24 protein-coding genes are annotated in these 23,603 nt (G+C 62.5%); 12 read left to right on the top strand and 12 right to left on the bottom strand.

Annotated elements, in window-relative coordinates; translation table 11 throughout:
- Positions 1–41 precede the first annotated feature (41 nt).
- Both NE851_RS15050 and NE851_RS15045 read right to left on the bottom strand, forming a co-directional pair.
- Complete coding sequence (locus NE851_RS15050) at positions 42–797, bottom strand: SURF1 family protein (protein WP_028755760.1); 756 nt, start codon at positions 795–797, stop codon at positions 42–44.
- Positions 790–1,170, bottom strand: coding sequence for a DUF983 domain-containing protein (locus tag NE851_RS15045; protein ID WP_028755761.1), 381 nt, complete (start codon positions 1,168–1,170; stop codon positions 790–792). The genes NE851_RS15050 and NE851_RS15045 overlap by 8 nt, the downstream gene beginning before the upstream one ends.
- A 134-nt stretch (positions 1,171–1,304) precedes the next feature.
- On the opposite strand from NE851_RS15045, the gene NE851_RS15040 reads away from it, so the two are divergent.
- Positions 1,305–1,946, top strand: a complete 642-nt coding sequence (locus tag NE851_RS15040) for a chloramphenicol phosphotransferase CPT family protein (protein WP_028755762.1) — start codon at positions 1,305–1,307, stop codon at positions 1,944–1,946.
- 296 nt (positions 1,947–2,242) lie between these two features.
- On the opposite strand, the gene NE851_RS15035 is transcribed toward NE851_RS15040, so the two are convergent.
- The 6 genes from NE851_RS15035 to coxB form a co-directional block, all read right to left on the bottom strand.
- Complete coding sequence (locus tag NE851_RS15035) at positions 2,243–3,118, bottom strand: cytochrome c oxidase subunit 3 (RefSeq protein WP_254961277.1); 876 nt, start codon at positions 3,116–3,118, stop codon at positions 2,243–2,245.
- Between the two features lie 61 nt (positions 3,119–3,179).
- The gene (locus tag NE851_RS15030; RefSeq protein WP_028755764.1) at positions 3,180–3,788 is read right to left on the bottom strand and encodes a cytochrome c oxidase assembly protein; all 609 of its coding nucleotides are present in this window, start codon (positions 3,786–3,788) and stop codon (positions 3,180–3,182) included.
- Positions 3,785–3,925: a cytochrome c oxidase system small membrane protein gene (locus tag NE851_RS15025; RefSeq protein WP_028755765.1), complete on the bottom strand. Its 141-nt coding sequence runs from the start codon at positions 3,923–3,925 to the stop codon at positions 3,785–3,787. Before NE851_RS15025 ends, NE851_RS15030 begins: the two co-directional genes overlap by 4 nt.
- Positions 3,925–4,875 (bottom strand): heme o synthase, encoded by a 951-nt coding sequence (locus tag NE851_RS15020; RefSeq protein ID WP_028755766.1) that lies wholly within the window; start codon positions 4,873–4,875, stop codon positions 3,925–3,927. The genes NE851_RS15025 and NE851_RS15020 overlap by 1 nt, the downstream gene beginning before the upstream one ends.
- 67 nt (positions 4,876–4,942) lie before the next feature.
- On the bottom strand, positions 4,943–6,649 hold the full coding sequence (ctaD, locus tag NE851_RS15015; RefSeq protein ID WP_028755767.1) for a cytochrome c oxidase subunit I: 1,707 nt from the start codon (positions 6,647–6,649) through the stop codon (positions 4,943–4,945).
- A gap of 18 nt (positions 6,650–6,667) precedes the next feature.
- Positions 6,668–7,552 carry a cytochrome c oxidase subunit II gene (gene coxB, locus NE851_RS15010; protein WP_029867860.1) on the bottom strand — a complete coding sequence of 295 codons (885 nt, stop codon included), beginning with the start codon at positions 7,550–7,552 and terminating at the stop codon, positions 6,668–6,670.
- A gap of 316 nt (positions 7,553–7,868) precedes the next feature.
- Between coxB and NE851_RS15005 the strand changes: the two genes are divergently transcribed.
- The 4 genes from NE851_RS15005 to maiA all read left to right on the top strand — a co-directional run bounded on the left by NE851_RS15005 (position 7,869) and on the right by maiA (position 11,199).
- Complete coding sequence (locus NE851_RS15005) at positions 7,869–8,528, top strand: invasion associated locus B family protein (RefSeq protein ID WP_028756249.1); 660 nt, start codon at positions 7,869–7,871, stop codon at positions 8,526–8,528.
- 76 nt (positions 8,529–8,604) lie between these two features.
- On the top strand, positions 8,605–10,020 hold the full coding sequence (tldD, locus tag NE851_RS15000) for a metalloprotease TldD (RefSeq protein WP_028756248.1): 1,416 nt from the start codon (positions 8,605–8,607) through the stop codon (positions 10,018–10,020).
- Positions 10,021–10,037: 17 nt separating this feature from the next.
- Positions 10,038–10,529 carry a GNAT family N-acetyltransferase gene (locus NE851_RS14995; protein ID WP_028756247.1) on the top strand — a complete coding sequence of 164 codons (492 nt, stop codon included), beginning with the start codon at positions 10,038–10,040 and terminating at the stop codon, positions 10,527–10,529.
- A 22-nt stretch (positions 10,530–10,551) separates the two neighbouring features.
- Positions 10,552–11,199, top strand: coding sequence for a maleylacetoacetate isomerase (gene maiA, locus NE851_RS14990; protein WP_028756246.1), 648 nt, complete (start codon positions 10,552–10,554; stop codon positions 11,197–11,199).
- On the opposite strand, the gene NE851_RS14985 is transcribed toward maiA, so the two are convergent.
- Together NE851_RS14985 and NE851_RS14980 are read right to left on the bottom strand one after the other, a co-directional pair.
- Entirely contained in the window at positions 11,196–11,507 is a 312-nt protein-coding gene (locus NE851_RS14985; protein ID WP_028756245.1) for a nucleoside triphosphate pyrophosphohydrolase family protein, read from the bottom strand. The genes maiA and NE851_RS14985 overlap by 4 nt on opposite strands.
- An 82-nt stretch (positions 11,508–11,589) precedes the next feature.
- The gene (locus NE851_RS14980; protein WP_028756244.1) at positions 11,590–12,873 is read right to left on the bottom strand and encodes a D-alanyl-D-alanine carboxypeptidase family protein; all 1,284 of its coding nucleotides are present in this window, start codon (positions 12,871–12,873) and stop codon (positions 11,590–11,592) included.
- Between the two features lie 262 nt (positions 12,874–13,135).
- Here NE851_RS14980 and NE851_RS14975 point away from each other — a divergent pair, with 262 nt between their 5' ends.
- Positions 13,136–14,173, top strand: a complete 1,038-nt coding sequence (locus NE851_RS14975; RefSeq protein ID WP_028756243.1) for a polysaccharide deacetylase family protein — start codon at positions 13,136–13,138, stop codon at positions 14,171–14,173.
- Positions 14,174–14,178: 5 nt separating this feature from the next.
- Here the strand turns inward: NE851_RS14975 and pdxH are convergent, their stop codons facing one another.
- A complete protein-coding gene (gene pdxH, locus NE851_RS14970; RefSeq protein ID WP_017963103.1) occupies positions 14,179–14,799 on the bottom strand; it encodes a pyridoxamine 5'-phosphate oxidase in 621 nt (206 codons plus the stop codon).
- 65 nt (positions 14,800–14,864) lie between these two features.
- On the opposite strand from pdxH, the gene NE851_RS14965 reads away from it, so the two are divergent.
- The 4 genes from NE851_RS14965 (at position 14,865) to NE851_RS14950 (ending at position 18,321) form a co-directional block, all read left to right on the top strand.
- A complete protein-coding gene (locus NE851_RS14965; protein WP_029867866.1) occupies positions 14,865–15,323 on the top strand; it encodes an RT0821/Lpp0805 family surface protein in 459 nt (152 codons plus the stop codon).
- 266 nt (positions 15,324–15,589) lie between these two features.
- Positions 15,590–16,765: a DnaJ C-terminal domain-containing protein gene (locus NE851_RS14960; protein ID WP_097595253.1), complete on the top strand. Its 1,176-nt coding sequence runs from the start codon at positions 15,590–15,592 to the stop codon at positions 16,763–16,765.
- 122 nt (positions 16,766–16,887) lie between these two features.
- A complete protein-coding gene (fabI, locus tag NE851_RS14955) occupies positions 16,888–17,706 on the top strand; it encodes an enoyl-ACP reductase FabI (protein ID WP_003588115.1) in 819 nt (272 codons plus the stop codon).
- A 24-nt stretch (positions 17,707–17,730) separates the two neighbouring features.
- Positions 17,731–18,321: a histidine phosphatase family protein gene (locus NE851_RS14950; RefSeq protein ID WP_097595254.1), complete on the top strand. Its 591-nt coding sequence runs from the start codon at positions 17,731–17,733 to the stop codon at positions 18,319–18,321.
- A 289-nt stretch (positions 18,322–18,610) separates the two neighbouring features.
- Here NE851_RS14950 and NE851_RS14945 read toward each other — a convergent pair whose 3' ends face one another.
- A complete protein-coding gene (locus tag NE851_RS14945) occupies positions 18,611–18,871 on the bottom strand; it encodes a DUF1344 domain-containing protein (protein ID WP_003569889.1) in 261 nt (86 codons plus the stop codon).
- A 255-nt stretch (positions 18,872–19,126) separates the two neighbouring features.
- On the opposite strand from NE851_RS14945, the gene NE851_RS14940 reads away from it, so the two are divergent.
- Both NE851_RS14940 and aroC read left to right on the top strand, forming a co-directional pair.
- Complete coding sequence (locus NE851_RS14940) at positions 19,127–22,300, top strand: bifunctional diguanylate cyclase/phosphodiesterase (RefSeq protein WP_097595256.1); 3,174 nt, start codon at positions 19,127–19,129, stop codon at positions 22,298–22,300.
- 201 nt (positions 22,301–22,501) lie between these two features.
- On the top strand, positions 22,502–23,599 hold the full coding sequence (gene aroC, locus NE851_RS14935) for a chorismate synthase (RefSeq protein ID WP_097595257.1): 1,098 nt from the start codon (positions 22,502–22,504) through the stop codon (positions 23,597–23,599).
- Positions 23,600–23,603 lie beyond the last annotated feature (4 nt).

Here is a 23,603-nt window from a genome sequence, read left to right as displayed (position 1 = left end):
AAGGGACCTCTAGCCCAATATGGCCAGGAATTGAAGCAATACTATTGCGGGGGTGCCTTGCTCCCCTTGCGGAACCAGGAAATCGCCACCACGATGATGAGCACGGCGGCAAGCCCGTACCAGGTGAAGGCATATTGCAGATGGTCGTTCGGCAGGTCGACCTGGGTGACGCCGCCGATCGGCAGGCCGGCCGGATTCGGGGTGGAATCGGCATCGACGAAAAAGGGAATGACGCGGGCCTTGTCCAGCCCGACGCTCTCCGCCATGACGTCGAGATCCTTCCAGTAGAAGATGTTCTTGGCGACGTCGTTGTCGGGCACCACCCAGGACGGTTTGCCGGGAAGCTTTTGGCGCGCCAGGCCGGTGACGGTCTGCTGGTCCGTCAGCTGGCCCTGCATGCGCATCTCCGGCTCCTTGTTCTCGAAGGGAACGAAGCCGCGATTGACGAAGAGCGCGCGCCCGTCGGCAAGCTCCAGCGGGGTATAGATGTAATAGCCGGTCTGGCCGCGCCAGGTGGCGAAGAAGTGCCGCTCCTTGTTGTTGACATAGCGACCGGTGGCGGTGACCTTGCGGTATTCGATATCGCCACTTGCAGCCGCCATCGCCTCGATATCGGCCAGCGGCACGGGTGCTGCGACCTGCCGTTCGGCGATATCGGCAAGCAGGCCCTCCTTCCAGTGGAGGCGTTCCACCTGCCAGGTGCCGAGCGAAATCAGGATGGCAAGCGCGATCAGCACCAGGATGCCGGTTGCCACAGGCAGCCGGCGGCGCGGGGCGGCATGGTCGATATCAATCACTCAGGCGTCCTTCGCGGGCATTATGACGGTATTGCATGGCGATCAGGATGCCCTTGAACCAGCGCAGTGTCATGAGCGACAGGACGATCGTCAGCGGAGCAAAGAGCATGATATGCACCCAGATCGGCGGTCCGTAATTCACCTGCAGCCACAGCACCATGCCGATGATGATGAAGCCGACGATGAGGATGACGAAGACGGCCGGGCCGTCACCGGAATCGGCGAAGGAATAATCGAGGCCGCAGGCGGCGCAGCGCGGCTTCAGGGCCAACAGGCCATCAAACAGCTTGCCCTCGCCGCAGCGCGGGCAGCAGCCCTTGATGCCGGTTTTTACCGGATCGACGGGGGGAAAATGGGCGCTGTCCTCGTTCATGCCATTCCTTTGCGTACCCTTGCGGCCGCGGCTTTTTCGACGCTGCCTTAACTCTCCCATAAATTATTCGCAGGACGAAGGGAAATGCCTGCGCTTTTTCGCCTCAGCGATTCGCGCCAAACAGAAGAAGACTGATGACTAACGATAGCCACTCCGCACAGATCATCATCCTGAACGGCGCGCCGCGCAGCGGAAAATCCAGCATTGCGCGCGCAGTCCAGGAACATTTCGACGGGCCGTGGATCAACCTCGGCGTTGACAGCTACAATGCCATGACACCGAAGCGCTACCTCCCGGGCATCGGCCTCAGGCCGGGCGGCGAACGGCCGGACCTCGAAGAGCTGGTGCCGTTCCTCTATGCCGCCCTTTACGAGTCGATCGCCATCCATGCCGGGTTCGGCCTCAATGTCATCGCCGATCTCGGCCACCATGACAGCTATACCAAGCCGCTCGGCATTCTTGCCGATTGCGCCCGGCGACTGGAGGATTTTCCCGTGCTGTTCGTCGGCGTGCGCTGTCCGATCGAGACAATCATGCAGCGGCGCGAAACTGCCCAGGAAGGGCGCGAGACGCTTTATCTCAGGGCCACGGAGGAAGTGCCCATTCCAGAACCGGTGCAACGCTGGCAGGACGAGGTGCATCGGCCCGGCATCTACGATATGGAGGTCGATACGTCAGTGCTGACACCGCTCGAATGCGCCGAGGCGATCCGCCATCAGCTGGATCTCGGCATTCCCGAACCTTCGGCCTTCGAACGGATCGCCGGGGCGCGCTGAGGCGATGGTGAGCGGGCGCGGAGCCCTTACCTCGGTCGCAGAGATTGCCGGCGGCGGCCCCTCATCCGGCTGCCGGCGCCTTCTCCCCGTAAACGGGGCGAAGGGGATACGCCGCACCCTCTCCGTTCCCACAGGCCCTCTCGCGGGGCACGTCCCCTCTCCCCGTCAGAACGGGGAGAGGGTTAGGATGAGGGGCCGCCATTGGCGCGAACAGTCGTGACCGAGGTCGAGTAAACCGACACCCACCAACAAAAAAGGCGGGCACCAGGCCCGCCCTTTCTCAAATATCGTTCCGATCAGCCGGCGACCGGTGCGCCCCAGCCGCCCCAGACGTAGATGCAGAAGAACAGGAACAGCCAGACGACGTCGACGAAGTGCCAGTACCAGGCGGCTGCCTCGAAGCCGAAATGCTGCTGCGGGGTGAAGTCGCCGCGCAGCGCGCGGATCAGGCAGACAGCCAAGAAGATCGTGCCGACCAGAACGTGGAAACCATGAAAGCCGGTCGCCATGAAGAAGGTCGCGCCGTAGATCGAATTCTTGAAGTCGAAGGGCGCGTGGGCATATTCGTAAGCCTGGACGCTGGAGAAGAAGATACCAAGCAGCACCGTCAGCGTCAGGCCCTGGACCAGGCCCTTGCGGTCGTTGTGCAGCAGCGCATGGTGCGCCCAGGTGACCGTCGTGCCCGAGAGCAGCAGAATGACCGTGTTGTAGATCGGCAGGTGCCAGGGATCGAGGACCTCGATGCCCTTCGGCGGCCAGACGCCACCGGTGTAAAGCAGGCGCGAGGCCTGGATCGCTTCGTTCGGATAGAGGCTGGCGTCGAAATAGGCCCAGAACCAGGCAACGAAGAACATCACTTCCGAAGCGATGAACATGATCATGCCGTAGCGCAGGTGCAGCGAGACGACGCGGGTGTGGGCGCCCTCATGGGCTTCCTTCACCGTATCGGCCCACCAGCCGTACATGACATAGATGACCAGAGCGAAGCCGATATAGAAAAGCCAGGGATTGGCAAGCTCCGCGCCGGCGACCTTGAACGAACCGCCGTTCAGGTAGCGCATGTAGCAGACGCCGCCGATCGCCATGATGAAGGCGCCGAGCGAGGCGAGAATCGGCCACGGGCTCGGATCGATGATGTGATAGTCGTGATTCTTCTGATGAGCATCGGCCATGTAGCTATCCCCGGATGTCTTCCTTCACTCCGCTCCCGGCATAGCCGGAAACGAGCCTTGATCAAAGTTTCTTTTCAATCTTCTCCGCTCCACCCTCATTCGAAGCCAGCGGCTTCGGACCCTCTTTCGGGTAGAACGTATATGACAGCGTCACCGTATGGATGTTCTTGGATTCCACCGCCTTGACGATGTCAGGATCGATGTAGAACACCACCGGCATGTCGAGCTTCTCGCCCGGCTTCAGGTCCGTTTCCGTAAAGCAGAAACATTGCACCTTGTTGAAATAGACGCCCGCCTCGCCCGGGGTGACGTTGAACACCGCCTGGCCGCGCTGTGTTTCGTTCGAGCGATTCTCGGCGGTGAAATTCACCTGAATGGTCTCGCCGATCTTCGGATTGACCTCACGCTCGACCGGTTTGAAGTCCCACTGCAGGCCGGGCGCGACATTGGCGTCGAAGGTGACGCGCATGGTGCGGTCGAGCACGACGCTCGACACCTGGTCGACGCGCTGGGTCGTGCCGTTATAACCGGTCACCTGGCAGAAGATGCGGTAGAGCGGTACGGCGGCATAGCTCATCGCCCCCATGCCGAAGACGAAGCTCAGGCACATCATCACGACGGCGCCGTTGTTGCGGCCCTGCTTCTTCGGTGTACCGGCGTTTTCGCTCATCCCGCCATTCCCCCGCCGATCTTCACGATGGTGATCGCGTAGAAGAGAATGACGAGGCCGGCAAGCACCAGCCCGAGGGCGACGTTGCGGTTGCGGCGCGACTTGCGCTGCGCTTCCGTCAGCTTGACCATTTCCATCAGAACCAACCTCCCGCATGCGAGACCAGCACCGAAGCCAGCCGGTCGATCATCAAGGCGGAGAACACGGCGAAGAGATAGAAGATCGAGAAGCCGAAGAGCTTCTTCGCCGGGATCATCTTCAGATCGCCGTCGGGCATGCGCCAGACGGCGATGGAACAGTATATGAAGATCGCGCCGAGCACCGCAGCGACGAAGCCGTAGCCGAGGCTCGCGAAACCGAGGACGGTCGGCAAGACTGCGCAGATGGCGGTCAGCACCGCATAGGCGACGATCTGATGCTTGGTCACCCGCTCGCCGGCGACATTCGGCAGCATCGGCACGCCGACGGCCTCGTAATCGCGCATCTTGAAGAGGGCAAGCGCCCAGAAATGCGCCGGCGTCCACAGGAAGATGATCATGAACAGCACGGTGCTCTCGATCGTCACGCTGTTGGTCACGCAGGCCCAGCCGATCATCGGCGGGAAGGCGCCGGCGGCGCCGCCGATGACGATGTTCTGCGGCGTCGAGCGCTTCAGCCACATGGTGTAGATGACGGCGTAGAAGAAGATGGTGAAGGCGAGGATGCCGGCCGAGAGCCAGTTGACGGCCAGGCCGAGGATCACCACCGAAAAGCCCGAGAGCACCAGGCCGAAGGCGAGCGCCTCCGACGGCGCGATGCGGCCGGCCGGGATCGGACGGTTGGCGGTGCGGCTCATGACGGCGTCGATATCGGCGTCATACCACATGTTCAGCGCCCCGGAGGCGCCGGCGCCGACGGCGATACAGAGAATGGCGATCAGGCCGAGGACGGGATGGATATGGCCCGGCGCCAGCACGAGACCGGCAAAGGCAGTGAAGACCACGAGCGACATCACCCGTGGCTTCAACAATTCGAAATAATCGCGCGCACTCGCTTCCGACAATTCGCCGTCCTTTGCAAGCGCCCCGTGATTGTCGATGACCGTCATCATTCCGTCCTGCATGTCTCAAGATCAGGACGCCGTATCGAATGCGGCGTCCTGATGTCCGCGCAAATTACTTGATGCGCGGAAGCTGTTCCCACTGGTGATAGGGCGGCGGCGAAGGCAGCTGCCATTCGAGCGTCGTCGCACCCTCACCCCACGGATTGTCGCCGGCGACGCGCTTCTTGGCGAAGGCTTCGAAGACGCCGTAGAGGAAGATCAGCACACCGAAGGCCGAGATGTAGGAGCCGATGGAGGACACATAGTTCCAGCCGGCAAAGGCATCCGGATAGTCGATGTAGCGGCGCGGCATGCCGGCGAGGCCGAGGAAGTGCTGCGGGAAGAACACCAGGTTGACGCCGATGAACATGATCCAGAAATGCAGCTTGCCGACGAACTCGTTGTACATGTAGCCGGTCATCTTCGGGAACCAGTAGTACCAGCCGGCGAAGATCGCGAAGACGGCGCCGAGCGACAGAACGTAGTGGAAGTGAGCCACGACGTAATAGGTGTCATGCAGCGAGCGGTCGAGACCGGCATTGGCGAGCTGGACGCCGGTGACGCCGCCGACCGTGAACAGGAAGATGAAGCCGATCGCCCAGAGCATCGGCGTGCGGAACGAGATCGAGCCGCCCCACATCGTCGCGATCCAGGAGAAGATCTTCACGCCCGTCGGAACGGCGATGACCATCGTGGCGAAGACGAAGTAGCGCTGCGCGTCGAGCGACAGGCCGACCGTGTACATGTGGTGGGCCCAGACGACGAAGCCGACGGCGCCGATCGCGACCATGGCGTAGGCCATGCCGAGATAGCCGAAGATCGGCTTCTTCGAGAAGGTCGAGATGATGTGGCTGATCATGCCGAAGCCCGGCAGGATGAGGATGTAGACCTCGGGGTGACCGAAGAACCAGAACAGGTGCTGGTAAAGGATCGGGTCGCCGCCGCCTTCCGGAGAGAAGAAGGAGGTGCCGAAGTTGCGGTCGGTGAGCAGCATGGTGATGCCGCCTGCCAGAACCGGCAGCGACAGCAAGAGCAGGAAGGCGGTGATCAGCACGGACCAGGCAAACAGCGGCATCTTGTGCAGCGTCATGCCCGGAGCGCGCATGTTGAGGATCGTGGTGATGAAGTTGATCGCACCGAGGATCGACGAGGCGCCGGCAATGTGGAGCGCAAAGATCGCAAGGTCGACCGCCGGTCCCGGCGTGCCGCTTGTCGCCAGCGGCGGATACATCGTCCAGCCACCACCCGTGCCATAGGCGCCTGCCGGGCCTTCGACGAACATCGACAGCAGCAGCAGCGCGAAGGCGGGAACGATCAGCCAGAAGGAGATGTTGTTCAGGCGCGGGAAGGCCATGTCGGGCGCGCCGATCATGATCGGCACCATCCAGTTGGCGAAGCCGCCGATCATCGCCGGCATGACCATGAAGAAGATCATGATCAGCGCGTGCGCTGTGGTGAACATGTTGAACATCTGCTTGGCGCCATCGATCGCGGCATCGCCTTCATAGCCGTAGACCATCGAGGCCAGGCCGTGGAAGATCTGGATGCCCGGCTCCTGCAGCTCCATGCGCATGGCAACCGACAGCGCGCCGCCGATGATGCCGGCAATGATCGCGAAGATCAGGTAGAGCGTGCCGATGTCCTTGTGGTTGGTCGAGAACAGCCAGCGATTGGCAAAGCTCGGCTTGTGCCCGTGATCGTGGTGATCGTGATCGTCATGCGCGTGGTCGTGATGGGCGTGATCATGAGAATGATCGTCGTGAGCGGAAGGTCCAGCCATTGTCCCGATCCCCTTTAATTACTGTGCTTCGGCAACGTCGAGGGTCTTTGCGGGACCATCGGTTGCGGCCATGAGTGTCTTGTAGGCGCCGGGCAGGTCGCTGGCGGCCGTGGTCAGCCACTGCTTATACTTGTCCTCGGAGACGACGCGGATGGCGATCGGCATGAACGCATGGTCCTTGCCGCAGAGCTCGGAACACTGGCCATAGAACAGGCCTTCGCGCTCGGCCCTGAACCAGGTCTCGTTCAGACGGCCCGGCACGGCATCGATCTTGACGCCGAAGGACGGCATGGCGAAAGCGTGGATGACGTCGGTCGGCGCCGAGGTCACGAGAACGCGGACCGTCTTGTTGACCGGCAGGACCAGCTCGTTATCGACGGCGAGAAGCCTGGGATAGATCGACTTGTCTTCCTTGCCGGCGCTCGCGCGGTCCTGATCCTTCAGGAGGTAGGAATCGAAAGCGAGCGGGCTTTCGCCCGAGCCTTCATATTCATAGTTCCACTGCCACTGGGTGGCGGTCGCCTTGATGGTGACGTCGGGATTTTCAGGCAGCGTCAGCTGCGCCGTCAGCAGGTTGAACGAAGGAATGGCGAGAAGGAGCAGCACCAGGACCGGCCCCACGGTCCAGGCAACCTCGATCAGCGTATTGTGGCTCGTCTTCGAGGGAACCGGGTTCGCGCTGGCGCGGAACTTGACGCAGACGACGATGAGCAGGACCAGAACGAAGAGCGTGATCGGAACGATAAACCACAGGGTATATTGTTCGAACCAGTGGATTTCCCGCATGATCGGCGTTGCCGCCGGCTGCAGCGTTGCCTGCCACGGCGTTGGCTGGTCGGCATATGTGCCGGAAGCAAAAAGCAGACAGACCAGCGTGGTCAGGGCTGCATAAGCCTTCTTCATCACCTTATTATCTCCCTCGAGCGCTTGACCTGCAAAATAGAACGCAGAATCCTTGCCATCTTCAGCGCTTCAAACCACAGTTTGGCATTTGCCGCAACAGGTCAGAGCAATTGTCTATGCGGCATTTTTGCTCAAAGTGTAGGCAGCCCTGAACGGCAAAACATCCCAAGTTTTTCATCAGCATATGAAAAATCGGCTTTCCGGCCAATCCGCGCGCCGCACATTATTTCGGAAAGGTCCAATTTCCGCCGCAGTCCCCCGGTTTTCACGGGGTGGGGCTTTTCATTTTTGGTGGGCAGCTTCAACAATAGCCGCAATGATTCGATATCCAGAGGTTTCCATGGGTTTCCGTTCCCTCGTGCAGTCGCTTCTCGTGACTGCCAGCATCGCGGCCGCAGCGACGACGCCCGTTTTCGCACAGCAACCCACGCCGTCACAGGCCAAGCCGCCCGCTGCCGCGCCGGCCCCTGCCCCCGCGCCGCAACAGCCGAATGCCGCCAAGCCGAATATCGAACAGGTGACGCCCGGCCAGACGCAGCCGCAGGCGCCGGGCACGGTGAAGTCCAATCACGGCGCATGGTCTGTCGTCTGCGACAAGCCGGCCGGGGCTGCGACCGAACAATGCGCGCTGATGCAGAATGTTATCGCCGAGGATCGTCCAGAAGTCGGGCTTTCCGTCGTCGTCTTGAAGACGGCCGACCGCAAGTCGAAGATTCTCCGCGTGCTCGCGCCGCTCGGCGTGCTGCTGCCGAACGGCCTCGGGCTCAATGTCGACGGCAAGGATATCGGCCGCGCCTATTTCGTCCGCTGCTTCGCCGATGGCTGTTATGCCGAGGTCGTGCTCGAGGACGAACTGCTCAAGACCTTCCGCAGCGGCGCCCAGGCAACCTTCATCGTCTTCCAGACCCCGGAAGAAGGCATCGGCATCCCGGTCGACCTCAAGGGCTTCGCCGAAGGCTTCGACGCCCTGCCCTGAGGCCGGGGCTTGCTCGGACTATCCAACAGACCTACATCGGCTATGAGCACTCCTGCTCTTCAGCGGAGCACAAGACATGACCACCGATCTCCTGACGCTTTTCGATGCCGATGAAGCGACGATGCGCAAGCATGTGGCCGAGGCGCTGTCCGGCGCCGATGACGGCGAACTGTTCATTGAGCATGCGCAGGCGGAAGCGCTGACCTTCGACAATGGCCGGCTGAAGGGCGGCAGCTTCAACACCGAACAGGGTTTCGGCCTGCGCGCCGTTGCCGGCGAAGCTGTGGGTTACGCGCATGCCGGCGATCTGTCGGTGGCAGCGCTGAAGCGGGCGGCCGATGCGGTCGGCGCGGTGACGCGCGGCTATTCCGGCTCCTATGCCGCCGCACCCCAGGGCACCAACAAGAAATTCTACAGCGACGAGAACCCGATCGGCCAGCCGAGCTTCGAGGAAAAGGTCAAGGTCCTGCAGGACATCGACGCCTATCTCAGGGGCAAGGACGATAAGGTGCGGCAGGTGACGGCCTCGGTCGCCGCCAGCTGGCAGGTCGTCGATATCCTGCGCGCTGACGGGCACCGCGTGCGCGACATCAGGCCGATGACGCGCATCAACATTTCGGTGATGGTCGGCGAAGGCGAGCGGCAGGAGAGCGGCTCCTACGGCCATGGCGGGCGCATCGGCTTCGGTGACTTCATCGCCGAGGGCAGCTGGCAATATGGCGCCGACGAGGCGCTGCGCCAGGCGCTCGTCAATCTCGAGGCGATCGATGCGCCGGCGGGCACGATGGACGTTGTGCTCGGCTCCGGCTGGCCGGGCGTCATGCTGCACGAGGCGGTCGGTCACGGGCTGGAAGGCGATTTCAACCGCAAGAAGACGTCGGCCTTTTCAGGCCTTCTCGGCCAGATGGTCGCCGCGCCCGGCGTCACCGTCGTCGACGACGGCACGATCGACAACCGCCGCGGCTCGATCACCATCGACGACGAGGGCACGCCGTCGGCCTACAACGTGCTGATCGAAAACGGCAAGCTCGTCGGCTACATGCAGGATCGGCAGAATGCCCGGCTGATGGGTATGGCGCCCACCGGCAACGGCCGCCGCCAGGGCTATGCGCATGTGCCGATGCCGCGCATGACCAACACCTATATGCTCAGTGGCGACAAGACGCCCGAGGAGATCATCGCCTCGGTGAAGAAGGGCATCTATGCCGTCTCCTTCGGCGGCGGCCAGGTGGATATCACCTCCGGCAAGTTCGTCTTCGGCTGCACCGAGGCCTATCTGATCGAGAACGGCAAGGTCGGCGCGCCGATCAAGGGCGCCATGCTGATCGGCAACGGACCGGATGCAATGAAACGGGTGTCGATGATCGGCAACGACATGAAGCTCGATACCGGTATCGGCAATTGCGGCAAGGCCGGCCAATGGGTTCCCGTCGGCGTCGGCCAGCCGCATCTGCGCATGGATCAGGTGACGGTCGGCGGCACGCAGACCTGAGGCGAAAGGATTCTCAGATGGCGGACATCGAAATCAGAACCTTCACATCAGATGACGCCGATGCCGTGCTTTCGGTGATCCTGCCGATCCAGCGCGAGGAATTCGGCATCGACATCACCGCGGATGCGCAGCCGGATCTCAGGGTCATCCCGGATTTCTACCAGTCCGGCAAAGGGCAGTTCTGGGTCGCCGTCAAGGACGGCGCCATCGTCGGCACGGTCGGGCTGAAGGATATCGGCAACAACCAGGCGGCGCTGCGCAAGATGTTCGTCTCAGCCGAGGTTCGCGGCCGCGAACACGGCGTGGCGGCGCTGCTCCTCGATCGCCTGATCGCTCACGCCAGGGATGCCGGCATCACCGATATCTTCCTCGGCACGACGGACAAGTTCGTCGCCGCGCATCGTTTTTACGAGAAGAACGGCTTTAGCGAGATTGCCAAGAGCGCTCTGCCCCGCTCCTTTCCGCTGATGGCGGTGGACAGCAAATTCTACCGATATAAGGTCGGCTGACTCCAGCTTTGGGACGGTAATGATGCTGCTGATCTCGCGATGGCAGAATTCGGCGGGTGAACGGGTGCGGATCGCCCTCAACCTCAAGGGCATTTCCTATCGTTACGTTCCGGTGAGTTCGCTTGAGCCCGGAGAGTATCACAGACTCAATCCGCAGGGGCTGCTGCCGGCACTCGATATCGGCGACGGCCGTGTCGTGCCGCAGTCGTCAGCGATCCTCTCCTATATCGAGGAGGCCTATCCCGACCCGAGCCTCCTGCCCGAGGATCCCGCACTGCGCGCCGAGGCGAGAGGTTTTGCCGCCCATATCGCTGCGGAAATGCACGCTCTGACAGTTCAGCGCGTCCGGCATTTCCTGCGCGATGAACTCAGCGCTGGCGAAGCCGAGGTGAAACGGTGGCTCGCGCGCTGGCTGGGCCTCGGCTTTACCGCGCTCGAAGAGACGCTCAGACAGCGCAAGGTCTCGTCGCCCTTCTGTTTCGGCGATCGTCCGGGCTGGGCCGACCTGCATCTCATTCCGCAGATGAGCAATGCCCGCCGTCTCGGCCATGATCTTTCGCCCTATCCGCTGCTGCTTGCGGTCGAACAGCGCTGCGTGACGCTTGAAGCCTTCCGGTCGGCAAGGCCGGAGGCGCAGCCGGATTTTCCGAAGATAGACGATCCCTCTTAAAACGTGTTGCCCGGCCGAAACAGCCACTTGCGTTCGATCGCGGCGGCAAGATCGAGATCGTTGTGGCGGGAAAACAGCAGAAGATGGCCGAGAACGTCGGCGGTCTCGTCGGCCAGGTCGCGCTGCATGTCTTCAGGAGAGCGGCCTTTCGCACGGCCGCGGCCAGTCAGCCGGTTCCATGCCTGGGTCAGTTCACCCATTTCCTCCTGCAGTTTCAGCAGGAACCAGTCGGCATCGCGCTCGATGTTGTTGGCAGCGACGTGAACAGAGGATGAGATTTCGAACTGGTCGGCGAGACGACGCAACATGGATGTTCTCCTTTTGTTTACGGAGGAGACGCTGATTCCCGTTGCTTGTCCAGGGTGAATTGTCGCAGTGGTGTCGCGGCGATCAGCTGTGGTCCGGCAGCAGCATGCAGTCATAGGAGCGTTGCCTCAGCGCATCGCAGGCCGAGACGGCGGCATCCTTGCTGGCGAAGCCGACGAAGCGGGCGCGATAGATCCTGTTGGCCCCCTGCCCGACAGCCTCGGTATAGGGCGAGGCGGAAACGAGTGGCGCGCCGCCTTCCGACTGCGCCTGGGCGAGAAGCGCACGCGCCGCATCGGCGCTGGGAGCAGCCGAGATCTGGATCTGCCAGTCGCCATCGGCCCTCTCTGCCGATGTCTTCGGCGTCTTGCCGGCGTTCAGGATCTCCTCCATCGCGACCGGACGCTCCAGCGGCACGACGGCGTCATCGGCATAAGCCAGGCTCTTGGCCCCGAGATCATCGGCCGGCCGCGGTGCGTTGAGCGGCACCGGAACATCGGAATCGTCGGCGGCGGACGCGACTTCGACAGCCTCCTTGGCGCCGACGCTCGCCACCAGCTTGGCGCCGCCGGAAGAGGAGGCACGGCCGAGGTAACGGTCGAGCAAACCAGCCATCTTGGCGTCGCGGCTGCGGGCGGTGCGGCCGCCGAGCACGACGCCGACCACGCGGCGGTTGCCGTCCTTGACGGCGCTGACGAGGTTGAAGCCGGAAGCGTTGGTGTAGCCCGTCTTGATGCCGTCCATGCCCTGGTAGCGGTACATGAGATTGTTGTGGCCGCGCACGGTGCGGCCGCGGAAATTGAAGCTTGCCGCCGAAAACAGGCGGTATTCGTTCGGATAGTTCTTCATCAGCGCGACGGCGAGCGTCGACATGTCGCGCGCCGTGGTCACCTGGCGGCCGTCCGGCAGGCCGGAGGCGTTGACGAAGACGGTGCGGCTCATGCCGAGCTGGCGGGCCTTGGCCGTCATCATCCGGGCAAAAGCGCTTTCAGAGCCGGCGAGCTTCTCGCCCATGGCGGAGGCGGCATCATTGGCGGATTTGACGATCATGCCATAGACCGCCTCGCGCACGGTGATCGTGCCGCCGGCCTTGACGCCAAGCTTGGTCGGCGGCCGGGCGGCGGCGTATTTCGACATTGTGATCGGAGTATCCCAGGCGATCTTGCCGCGTTTCAGCGCCTCGAAGGTGAGATAGAGCGTCATCATCTTCGTCAGCGAGGCCGGATGGTTCAGCGTATCGGCGTTTTCAGCGGCGAGAACCTTGCCTGTACGGGCATCGAGGATCAGCGAAGCGTTGCCGGCAAGGGCTGCAAGCGGCGCCGAAACGGCAAGCGTTACGGTCAAAACAGCCGCCAAAAGCTTTCTCATACACTTCCCCTCATCTGCTTGCCCCTGACGCTGGCCCCTGATGCGCTGGCCCTTCAAACGTTGATCCGCGACAGGACCGGCATTTGTGCCGTAATGTGACAGAAGCCGTAAGTTTGGCGCGACTTTGAGGCAACGCCTATCATTTTTCTAGTCTTTTCATCGCCTTGGTTAACAAGAAATCAAAGACCCGTGCCGAATCGGGATTCAGCAAGGCTTAAGTCGCCGCTGCTAGGTTCCCGCATAGGCAAGGGACGGACGGCGCATGACGGGACAATTCAAGCGGTTGGCAAAACGCGCGGCGATCGGCGCCGGGCTCGAGCTTTCCTGGCTGCTCGCCGCTGCCGGACTGATGCGCGAAGCGCGCGGACGTGGTGTCGTCTTCACGCTGCACCATGTCCGCCCGCATGTACCGCAAGCCTTCGCGCCGAATGCGCATCTCGAAATCACCCCGCGTTTTCTCGACGCGGCGCTCAGCCGGTTGCGGCGGAAGGGCTATCGCTTCGTGCCGCTCGATCAGGTGCCGGTGCTGCTGGCAGAACCCGAGGGCGGGCCGCCGTTCGCAGCCTTCACGCTCGACGACGGATACCGCAACAATGTGGAATATGCGCTGCCGGTGTTCGAGCGGCATCAGGCGCCGTTTACGGTATTCGTCGCGAAGGGTTTTGCCGAGGGCTCGCATAGTATCTGGTGGGAGACGCTCGCCATCCTCCTGCGCCGGGCACCGGAAATCCGCTTCGATTTCGGCCGCGGCAGCGAGCGGCTGGGGCTCGACACCCCGCAGCAGCAATGGACTGCCTTCGATCGTTTCGCCGCTTACATCCACGGCTCCAACGAGGCGCATGCCGTCGCCGCCATCGATATGCTGGCACGGGAAAACGGCATCGAGCCGACGGATATCGTCCGCGATCTGGTGATGGATCCCGACGAATTGCAATGGCTGGCGACACATCCGCTCGCATCCCTCGGCGCCCATACGATCAGCCATCGCGCGCTCGCCCGCCTGCCGGAAGCCGAAGCGCGAATCGAAATGCAGGTTTCGGCGGATTATGTCGAGGCGGTGGCCGGCATCCGTCCCGATACGATCGCCTATCCCTACGGCACGCCGGCGGCTGCGACCGCCCGCGAGGCGCGCATTGCGCGCAATCTCGGCTTTACCCTCGCGGTCACCACGCAACCCGGGCTGCCGGCAGCACAGCTGACCGGCTATCTCCCGCGCCTTTCGCTCAACGGCTTCTACCAGAAGCGGCGCTACGTCTCGGCGCTCGCCTCCGGGATCCCGCTGAAGCTGATGGGCAGGTAAGCCTGTCAGGGATACATCCGCACCTTGTCCCATTCGCCTTCCGGTGAAGGCCGGCGGAATTCGACACGGTCATGCAGGCGGAATTTCTGGTCCTTCCAGAATTCGATCGAGGTCGGGCGGATGCGAAAGCCCGACCAGTGGGCCGGGCGCGGAATCTCGCCGATGGCATAACGGGCGGTATATTCGGCCACGGCTTTCTCCAGCGCGAATCGGCTCTCGAGCGGGCGGGACTGCTTGGACGCCCAGGCGCCGATGCGGCTGCCGCGCGCACGCGTCTTGAAATAGGCGTCGGCTTCGGCATCGGTGACGATCTCGACGGGGCCGCGCAGCCTCACCTGGCGGCGCAGGCTTTTCCAGTGAAAGCACATGGCGGCCTTTTTCTGGCCCAGAATTTCACGGCCTTTCTGACTCTCGAAATTGGTGTAGAAGACGAAACCGTCTTCATCGAATCCCTTCAGGAGAACCATGCGGACATTGGGAAGTCCATCCTCATCGACCGTTGCCAGCGCCACCGCGTTCGGGTCATTGGGTTCGGAAGCCTCCGCTTCTTTCAGCCATTCGGCAAAGAGCTTGAAGGGTTCGCCACTTTCGGTAAAGTCACCGCTTGTTAACTCGTTTGCCGACATATTGGTTCAAATGCCCCGGATTATTCAAAACTCGCCCAGCTTTTGGTAACTGGACAGGACGCAGGGTGGAAGTCATAGCAAAGTCATATCGCCATACAAAGAGCCTGCGGCGACGCAGCAGCGCGTTCTTCGTCATCGGCGTCGCCATGCTTTCGCTTTCCGGCTGCGTTGGCAGCGGCATGGATTTCTTGAGCGAGGCCAAGGTCGACCGGTCGGTTGCCACCGGCACCGTGCCGCAGACGCCGCCGAGCACCGACACGCTTTCCGACGAGATGACCGTGCGCAATGCCGTGACCTCGGCCGACGTGCAGCGGCTCGAGGGCCAACCGCTTCCCTGGGCGAATGCATCGACGGGCAGCGCCGGCGTCATCGAAACCATCGTCGAGAACAACGAGCAAGGCCAGGTCTGCCGCCAGTTCCGCACGACCCGGCATTCCTATGTCGGCATCGCCAAATTCTACGGCAAGACCTGCCTCGTCGGCGGCGGCAACTGGCAGCTTTTGAGCTTTCAGCCGGAAAGTTAATCCCGCGGGAAAGCTGATCCGGCTCGCCGACAGGTTAACGCCCGACGCCTTTCCGCCGAATGCTTAGCAAAGAGCTAACCATTCGGGGCGAAACACCCCACATCTCTCCATAGAAATAAGAAGTGATTAGCAACTCCAACGCACGATCGGCGTTGAGAGTGGCTCTCCCTGCCTTTGCGGCGGGTGGCGCCGCGCACTTGATATTGGAGTTTCGGGGTGCCGGGCAAGGACGTGGCTTCCCGCATCGCAACACCGGCGGTTTTGACATGCGCGATCCTTACAAAATTCTGGGCGTCAAGCGCGACGCGGCAGCAGACGAGATCAAGGCGGCTTGGCGCAACATGGCCAAATCAGCCCATCCCGACCACAATCAGGGCGACCCGACGGCGACGGCCCGGTTCGCCGAGATCGGCCGCGCCTATGAAACGCTGAAGGACCCGCGTAAACGCAGCCTGTTCGACAATGCCGTGCGGATGGCGGAAGCCAAGAAACAAGAACAGACGATCATGCAGCAGCGCCAGGCCGCGCGCGAGGCTGCGATCCGCGCCAAGGCGGCGCAGGCCAATGCCGAGCGGGTGATGGAAGAGCTTGCACGCGCCGCCCAGAAGTCGGCCGCTGAAGGCGCCAGGCAACAGGCGGGAGCGGCTGAGCCTGCCGACGAGATGGTGGAGCGCATTTTCGGCGCACAGGCGCGCGCTGCGGCAGGCGGCCAGGCGCAGGGCCGCGCCCAGCAGGCACAATACCAGCAGACACAGAATCAGCAGACGGGCGAGACCGGCAGGCGCGCAGACGGCGACGCCGCCGAGGCCGAGCCCAAGGGCGACGAGGAGATCGGCGAGGCTGCGGCCAATGCCGGCGCCAACCTGCCGCTGCCGCTCAGCATCCTGACAAACCTGGTGCGCCGTTTCACCGGCGCCAAGGATACCGGCCTGGAAAAGGCACCGGATGAGGTGACGACGGCGACGGTGACGATCGACGACGTCTTGAAGAGCGGCTGGATCACCGCGTCGCTACCGGAGGGCCGCGAAATCGGCTTCGCATTGCCGGCAGGCACGACGGACGGTCACGAGATCAGGCTCAAGGGTCAAGGCTTCAAGCTGCCGGGCATGCAGCGGGGCGACGCCGTCATCAACATCCGTATCGCAGCCGATCCGCGCTTCACCGTCGACGGTTTCGATCTGCACGCCGTGCTGCCGCTCAGCATCGAAAATGCCGTGCTCGGCACCGAGGCGCGCATCGAGGGGCCGAGCGGGCCGCTCAGCATTACCATTCCCGCTTGGTCGGGCTCGGACAAGACGATCAGAATCCCCGACCAGGGATTGCCCCGCGAAGAGGGTGGGAGAGGCGATCTCGTCGTCGAATTGCGCATTATCCTGTGGGAAAAGCCCGACGACAAAGTCACCGATCTCATGCGGAGCATGCGCGAAGGCCTGTTCCTGTGAAATTTTTATGACAATCGCACCCTTTGTTACGATACCTAACAGTTGATGATCCAGGCCAAGCTTGAACCGATTAACGGCCTATGCCATAGGCAGGATCGATCAGAATTCCTAGGGAGCGAAATATGGCTCAAGCATCCGGCCTCATGGCAGGCAAACGCGGCGTCATCATGGGTGTCGCCAACAATCGTTCGATTGCGTGGGGTATTGCCAAAGCCATTCATGCGCAGGGCGGAGAAGTCGCGCTCACCTATCAGGGCGATGCTCTGAAGAAGCGCGTCGAGCCGCTGGCCGCCGAAATCGGCGCGACGCTCGTCGGCCACTGCGACGTCGCCGACGAAGCCACCATCGATGAGGTTTTCGGCAACGTCGAAAAGCTCTGGGGCAAGATAGATTTCCTCGTGCATGCGATCGGCTTTTCCGACAAGGACGAGCTGACCGGCCGCTACGTCGACACCTCGGCCGACAATTTCGCCAAGACGATGCAGATCTCCGTCTATTCCTTCACCTCGGTCGCACGCCGCGCCGAGAAGCTGATGACGGATGGCGGCGCCATGCTGACGCTGACCTATTACGGCGCCGAAAAGGTGATGCCGAACTATAACGTCATGGGCGTCGCCAAGGCTGCGCTCGAAGCGAGTGTCAAGTACCTCGCTGTCGACCTCGGACCGCAGAACATCCGCGTCAACGCCGTCTCGGCCGGACCGATCAAGACACTTGCCGCCTCGGGCATCGGCGATTTCCGCTACATTCTAAAGTGGAACGAATATAACGCGCCGCTGCGCCGCACCGTCACCATCGAGGAAGTCGGCGATGTCGGCCTCTATCTCCTGTCGGATCTGTCGCGCTCCGTCACCGGCGAAGTGCACCATGCCGATAGCGGCTATCATGTCATCGGCATGAAGGCGGTCGACGCGCCCGACATTTCCGTCGTCAAGGACTAGAGCATTTCGAGTGGGGCTGAGACCGTGCTTATCTACGTGATCAGACACGGCCAGACCGCCTGGAATGCCGAGCGCCGCCTGCAAGGTCAAAAAGATATCCCGATGAATGCCACGGGCCTGGAACAGGCCCGGCAGAACGGCGTGGCACTTGCCGAGATTCTCGGCAACAGAGTCGACGAATTCGATTTCGTCGCAAGCCCGCTCGGACGCACACGCGCGACGATGGAAATCATGCGCGCCGCCATGGGCCTGCCGCCGCTCGCCTATCGCACCGATCCGCGGCTGGTGGAGATTTCCTTCGGCGACTGGGAGGGCTCGACGCTCAAGGAGCTGAAGGCGACGCAGCGCGAGCGGGTGGCGGAACGCAACGCTTCCAAATGGGATTTCATCCCGCCCGGCGATGACGCGGAAAGCTATGAAATCCTCTCCTGGCGCACCGGCTCATGGCTGCAATCCGTCGATCGCCCGACGGTCTGCGTGACGCATGGCGGCGTCATCCGCACGCTTTTCCAGACGATTTCAGACCTGCCGAAGAGCAGTGCTGCGGAAGGCGCAATCCCGCAGGACCGGATCGCCAGGATCGACACCGCCGAGCGGACGATCGTCTGGCTGTAGGGCATCGCGTGGCGCTCAGTTAGGTCGGATGGGGGAGAGGAGCGACTTGTTGGCCCGGGAGATTGCCGATATGAGCCCCCTCATCCGGCTGCCGCCACCAGCCGGGGTCGAGCCCCTCGTCTCGACCCGTCCTTCGGACCCCCGTAAACCGGGCGAAGAGACATGCCGCGCCTCTCCGTCCCCATCTACATCTCGTAGGGCACGTCCCCTCGCCCCGCGAGCGGGGAGAGGATTAGGGTGAGGGGCAACCATGAGCGCGACCTCATCCGGTCATTCTCCAGAGAATTGCCTATTTGACGATATCGAGATCGTTGATGACGCGCTTGCCGTCGACCTCGGTATAGAAGACGATCACTTTCACGCCGGCTTCGAGGCCGTCGAAATTGAATTCCTCGGGCGCCTGATAGGTCTTGCCGTCATCGAGCGTCAGCACGAGGTTGGCGGTGTCGACCTTCTTGATCGTCGCCTCGACATCGGCGCTCTCGGCAAAACCGCTCATCGGCGACAGGAAACTTGCTGTTGCCAAAAGCGTGGCGACGACGAAACGCATGGCGACAATCCTTTTGAAACGCTGCACGAGAGGCTGCACGAAAAAATGACTGGCCACAGATAAGCTCCTGAATATGGCGAAAATTGCCCGTAAGAATGGCTTTTCCCGCCCAATTGATGAATAGGATTTTAAATATAATCAAGATGCCGCATTCACTGCGGTTTTTCCCTTCCCAGGATTTTTCGGCACTGCCTGCGGGCAATCGTAAATTAACCCGCGCGTCCTACAGTTGCTCGCCAACAGGGGAGTTTCATTTTGTTATCCAGGCTCAGCGACAGCAAGCAGTTGCGGCGCGTGTTGAAGAATACCCGCGTCTCGTTTCTGGTTTCGTCGCTCGTCGCCCTTGTCGTCATCATGGTCGGCTTCGGCCTCGACCGGGCCAATACTGCAGCTTATGAACGCGAACTTCATATCCGCACCGAAAGCGAGGCGAATCTCATCCGCGCCCGGGTCATGGCTGAGATCAGCATGGACCTCAGCATCGTCCGCGACCTTGCCAACCTGATCTCCGTCAGCGCGGCGAACCGGGACGAGATGGAGCGCCAGATCAACTGGCTGCTGATCCAGAATCCGCCTTTCATTCATATCGCCGTCGCACCTGATTTCATCGTCAGCAACGTCTACCCGCCGCAATCGGGCACTGAGCGGATCGGCCGCGACGTGCGCGAATCCCTCTTCTTCCGCCAGGCGATGACGCCCGCCACCGGCGACCAGTCGGCGCGCTTCTACGGTCCGGTCAGCACCGATGGCCGGGGCGCCTTTGCCATATTCTTCCCTGTCTTCGTCAAGGAGAACGGCCAGCGGCGGATCTGGGGAGCGGTCGAACTCGTCATCGACCAGAAGATGTTCTACGAGGCGACCGGGCTGATGCCGGCGCGCGACCGCGAGAACCAGGAACGCTATCCGCATCTCGACCATCTCTCCATCGCCATCCGCGATATCGGCTTGCCGGCGGCGAGCGCAACGGCAGCCCCCTTCTTCGGGTCGTCCGATATCGACGCCAAGGATCCGATGCGCCAGAAGATCGGCTTTGCCGGCGGCAAGTGGGAGCTTTCCGTCGTGCCGAACAGCGGCTGGGACGCGATCCCGGAAAACCAGACCGAGCTGCGGCTGATCGTCGTTGCCGCCGGCTGCATCATCATCATCCCGATCTTCTTCGCGACCCTCCTGCTCGGCGAGCGCAATCGCAACATTACCGAGCTGGAGACGCGCGAAGCGAAATTGCTGGAACTGTCGCAGCGGCTCAATCTGGCGCTGGAATCTTCGAATATCGGCATCTGGGAGCTGCAGGATGATTCGAGCAGCCTGCTCTGGGACGCGCGCGCCGCCGCCCTGCACGGCAAGCCAGCGCAGGAAGGCAGCCGGGCGCTCGACGAATGGCTGGCGGCGGTCCTGCCCGAGGACCGTGAAACCGCCGAGGTGCATTTCTTCAGCTGCAGCGTCGCCGGCGTTGCCTGCACGGCGCAATACCGCATCCTGCTTGGCGACGGCGGCATCCGGCATCTGCGCTCGGTCGGCGCCTTCTATACGGATGCCGGCGGCGTCGGCAAGACGATCGGCATCGTCTGGGACGTGACCGCCGATGCGGTGACCACCGACACGCTGCGCAAGGCCAAGGATATGAGCGAGGTCAAGAATGCCGAGCTGGAGCTGGCGCTTGAAGAGCTGTCGAGCCGCGAGGGGCAGCTCGCCGAGCTTTCGAGCCGGCTCGACCTGGCGCTCAATTCCTATCAGTGCGGCATATGGGAGGCGCGGCCGGGCCGGGGCGGCTCGATCTGGAACGAGCGCATGCACGAGCTCTATGGGCTTGCGCCGCGCAACGGCTTCATGACCGAGGAGACCTGGCTTGGCTGCATCCACCCCGAGGACCGGTCTCTCGCACTCGAAAGCGCCCGCCACCTCAGGCAGAACGGAGATACGCACACACTCGTCTGCCGGGTGATCGTCGACGACGGCTCGGTGCGTTATGTGCGCTCGGTCGGCAAGGTCCACCAGACGGGGACCGGCGAGATGAAGATCATGGGCATCGCCTTCGACGCCACCGAAGACGTGCTGATGACGATCCGGCTGAAGGCCGCCAAGGACGAGGCGGTCGCCAAGAATATCGAGCTCGAGGCTGCCAAGAACAGGATCGAGCACAATTCGCTGCACGACCCGCTGACCGCGCTCGCCAACCGCCGCAAGCTCGACATCGCCCTGGAAAGCCTGACGAATGACGGCCGCCAACGGCGGCAGAAATTCTCGATCCTGCACATCGATCTCGACCGCTTCAAGGACATCAACGACACGCTCGGCCATGCCGCCGGCGATGCGATGCTGGTGCATGCCTCGAAGGTGCTCGCCAAGAATGTCCGCGGCAGCGACGTCGTCGCGCGCATCGGCGGCGACGAATTCGTCATCCTCGCGCTCGACGTCGGGGATAAGGAGATGGCGCAGCTATCGGCGCGGATCATCGAGGAGATGCGCCAGCCGATCGATTTCCAGGGTTTCTCCTGCCGCTGCGGCGTGTCGATCGGGGTGGCGCTTGCCAACGGCATCCATGTCGATGCACGCAAGGTGCTGATCAATGCCGATATCGCGCTCTACCGCGCCAAGAGCATGGGCCGCAACCGCTTCGAATTCTTCAATCACAATCTCCAGGCCGATATCATCAACACCAAGCGCACGGCCGACGAGATCCTCGCCGGCATCGACAATTGCGAATTCACCGCCTGGTACCAGCCGCAATTCTCGGCCCGGACGATGGAACTGACCGGCGTCGAGGCGCTGGTGCGCTGGAAGCATCCTTCCAAGGGGTTGCTGACGCCGGACAAGTTCCTGCGCATCGCCGACGAGATCAATGTCGTGCAGATGCTCGACCGGATCGTGTTGGAAACGGCGCTGCGCGACAAGATGCGCTGGGCGGCGCACGGCATCACCGTGCCCAAGGTCTCGGTCAATGTCTCGGCGCGGCGGCTGCATGACGGCAGCCTTCTGGAATCGCTCGCCGATCTGCATATCCGCCCCGGCGAACTCTCCTTCGAACTGGTGGAATCGATCTTCCTTGACGAGAGCGAAGATGTTGCCTCGCAGAATCTCGAACGCATCAAGGCGCTCGGCATCGATATCGAGATCGACGATTTCGGCACTGGCCATACCTCGATCGTCAGCCTGTTGAAGCTGAAGCCCAAGCGGCTGAAGATCGACCGCCAGCTGGTGAAGCCAATCGTCAACGCCTCGCAGGAGCGGGCGCTGGTCAGCTCGATCATCGAGATCGCCCGCTCGCTCGGCGTCGAGACGGTGGCCGAAGGGGTGGAGACGGCAGCGCATGCCGAACTGCTGCGCGATCTCGGCTGCGATATCCTGCAGGGCTTTGCCTTCTCGCGGCCCCTCTCCTTCGACGATTTCTCTGCGGAAGCCACAGGAACGGGGTGGCGGCTGGCCTCATGACCGCCGCCCTGCCGATCGACCTCAGCCTGACCCCTTCCCAGCCCGCGAAAAGAGGGTCGCGCCAGAAGACCGAAACAGCATTTCCGCACCTGCCGGTTTGACGCAAAGAAAGGCTTTTGCCTGGACGGTTTTTTGGCCTATGAGTGTCGCGCCTTTTCAAGCAATGGCGCAACCGGCTTTGGCGCGCCACCGTGGGAACACATGTCGCACAATACATTCGGTCACCTCTTCCGCGTAACCACCTGGGGCGAAAGCCATGGTCCGGCGCTCGGCTGCGTCGTCGACGGCTGCCCTCCGGGGCTGCGCTTCAAGCTCGAGGAGCTGCAGGTCTGGCTCGACAAGCGCAAGCCAGGGCAATCCCGTTTCGTGACGCAGCGGCGCGAGGACGATCTGGTGAAGGTGCTGTCCGGCGTCATGCTCGACGCCGATGGCGAGACGATGACGACCACCGGCACGCCGATCTCCATGCTGATCGAAAATACCGACCAGCGCTCCAAGGATTACGGCGAGATCGCCCGGCAGTACCGCCCCGGCCATGCCGACTATACCTACGACCTCAAATACGGCATTCGCGATTACCGCGGCGGCGGCCGCTCCTCAGCGCGCGAAACCGCCGCGCGGGTTGCCGCCGGCGGCATCGCCCGCCTGATCGTACCAGGTGTTACCGTGCGCGGCGCGCTGGTGCAGATCGGCAAGCACAAGATCGACCGCCGCAACTGGGATTGGGACCAGGTCGGGCAGAACCCGTTCTTCTCGCCGGATGCGGCGATCGTGCCGGTCTGGGAGGAATATCTCGACGGCATCCGCAAGACCGGCTCGTCGATCGGCGCGGTCATCGAAGTGATCGCCGAAGGCGTGCCTGCCGGTCTCGGTGCGCCGATCTATGCCAAGCTCGACCAGGATATCGCCTCGCTGCTGATGTCGATCAACGCCGTCAAGGGCGTGGAAATCGGCAATGGTTTTGCCGCTGCCGAAACCTCGGGCGAAGACAATGCCGACGAGATGCGCATGGGCAATGACGGCACGCCGATCTTCCTTTCCAACAATGCCGGCGGTATTCTCGGCGGTATCTCCACCGGGCAGCCGGTGGTGGCGCGTTTCGCCGTCAAGCCGACCTCGTCGATCCTGACCGAACGCCAGTCGATCGATGCCGATGGCAAGAATGTCGACATCCGAACGAAGGGCCGGCACGACCCCTGCGTCGGCATCCGCGCCGTGCCGATCGGCGAGGCGATGGTCGCCTGCGCGATCGCCGACCATTATCTTCGCGACCGCGGCCAGACCGGCCGTCTGAAATAGGAGC

This window comes from Rhizobium anhuiense bv. trifolii (genome assembly GCF_024346605.1).
Taxonomy (GTDB): Bacteria; Pseudomonadota; Alphaproteobacteria; order Rhizobiales; family Rhizobiaceae; genus Rhizobium; species Rhizobium anhuiense.
The sequence above is the reverse complement of the archived record's forward strand: the minus strand, read 5'-3'. Positions and strand labels throughout refer to the sequence as shown.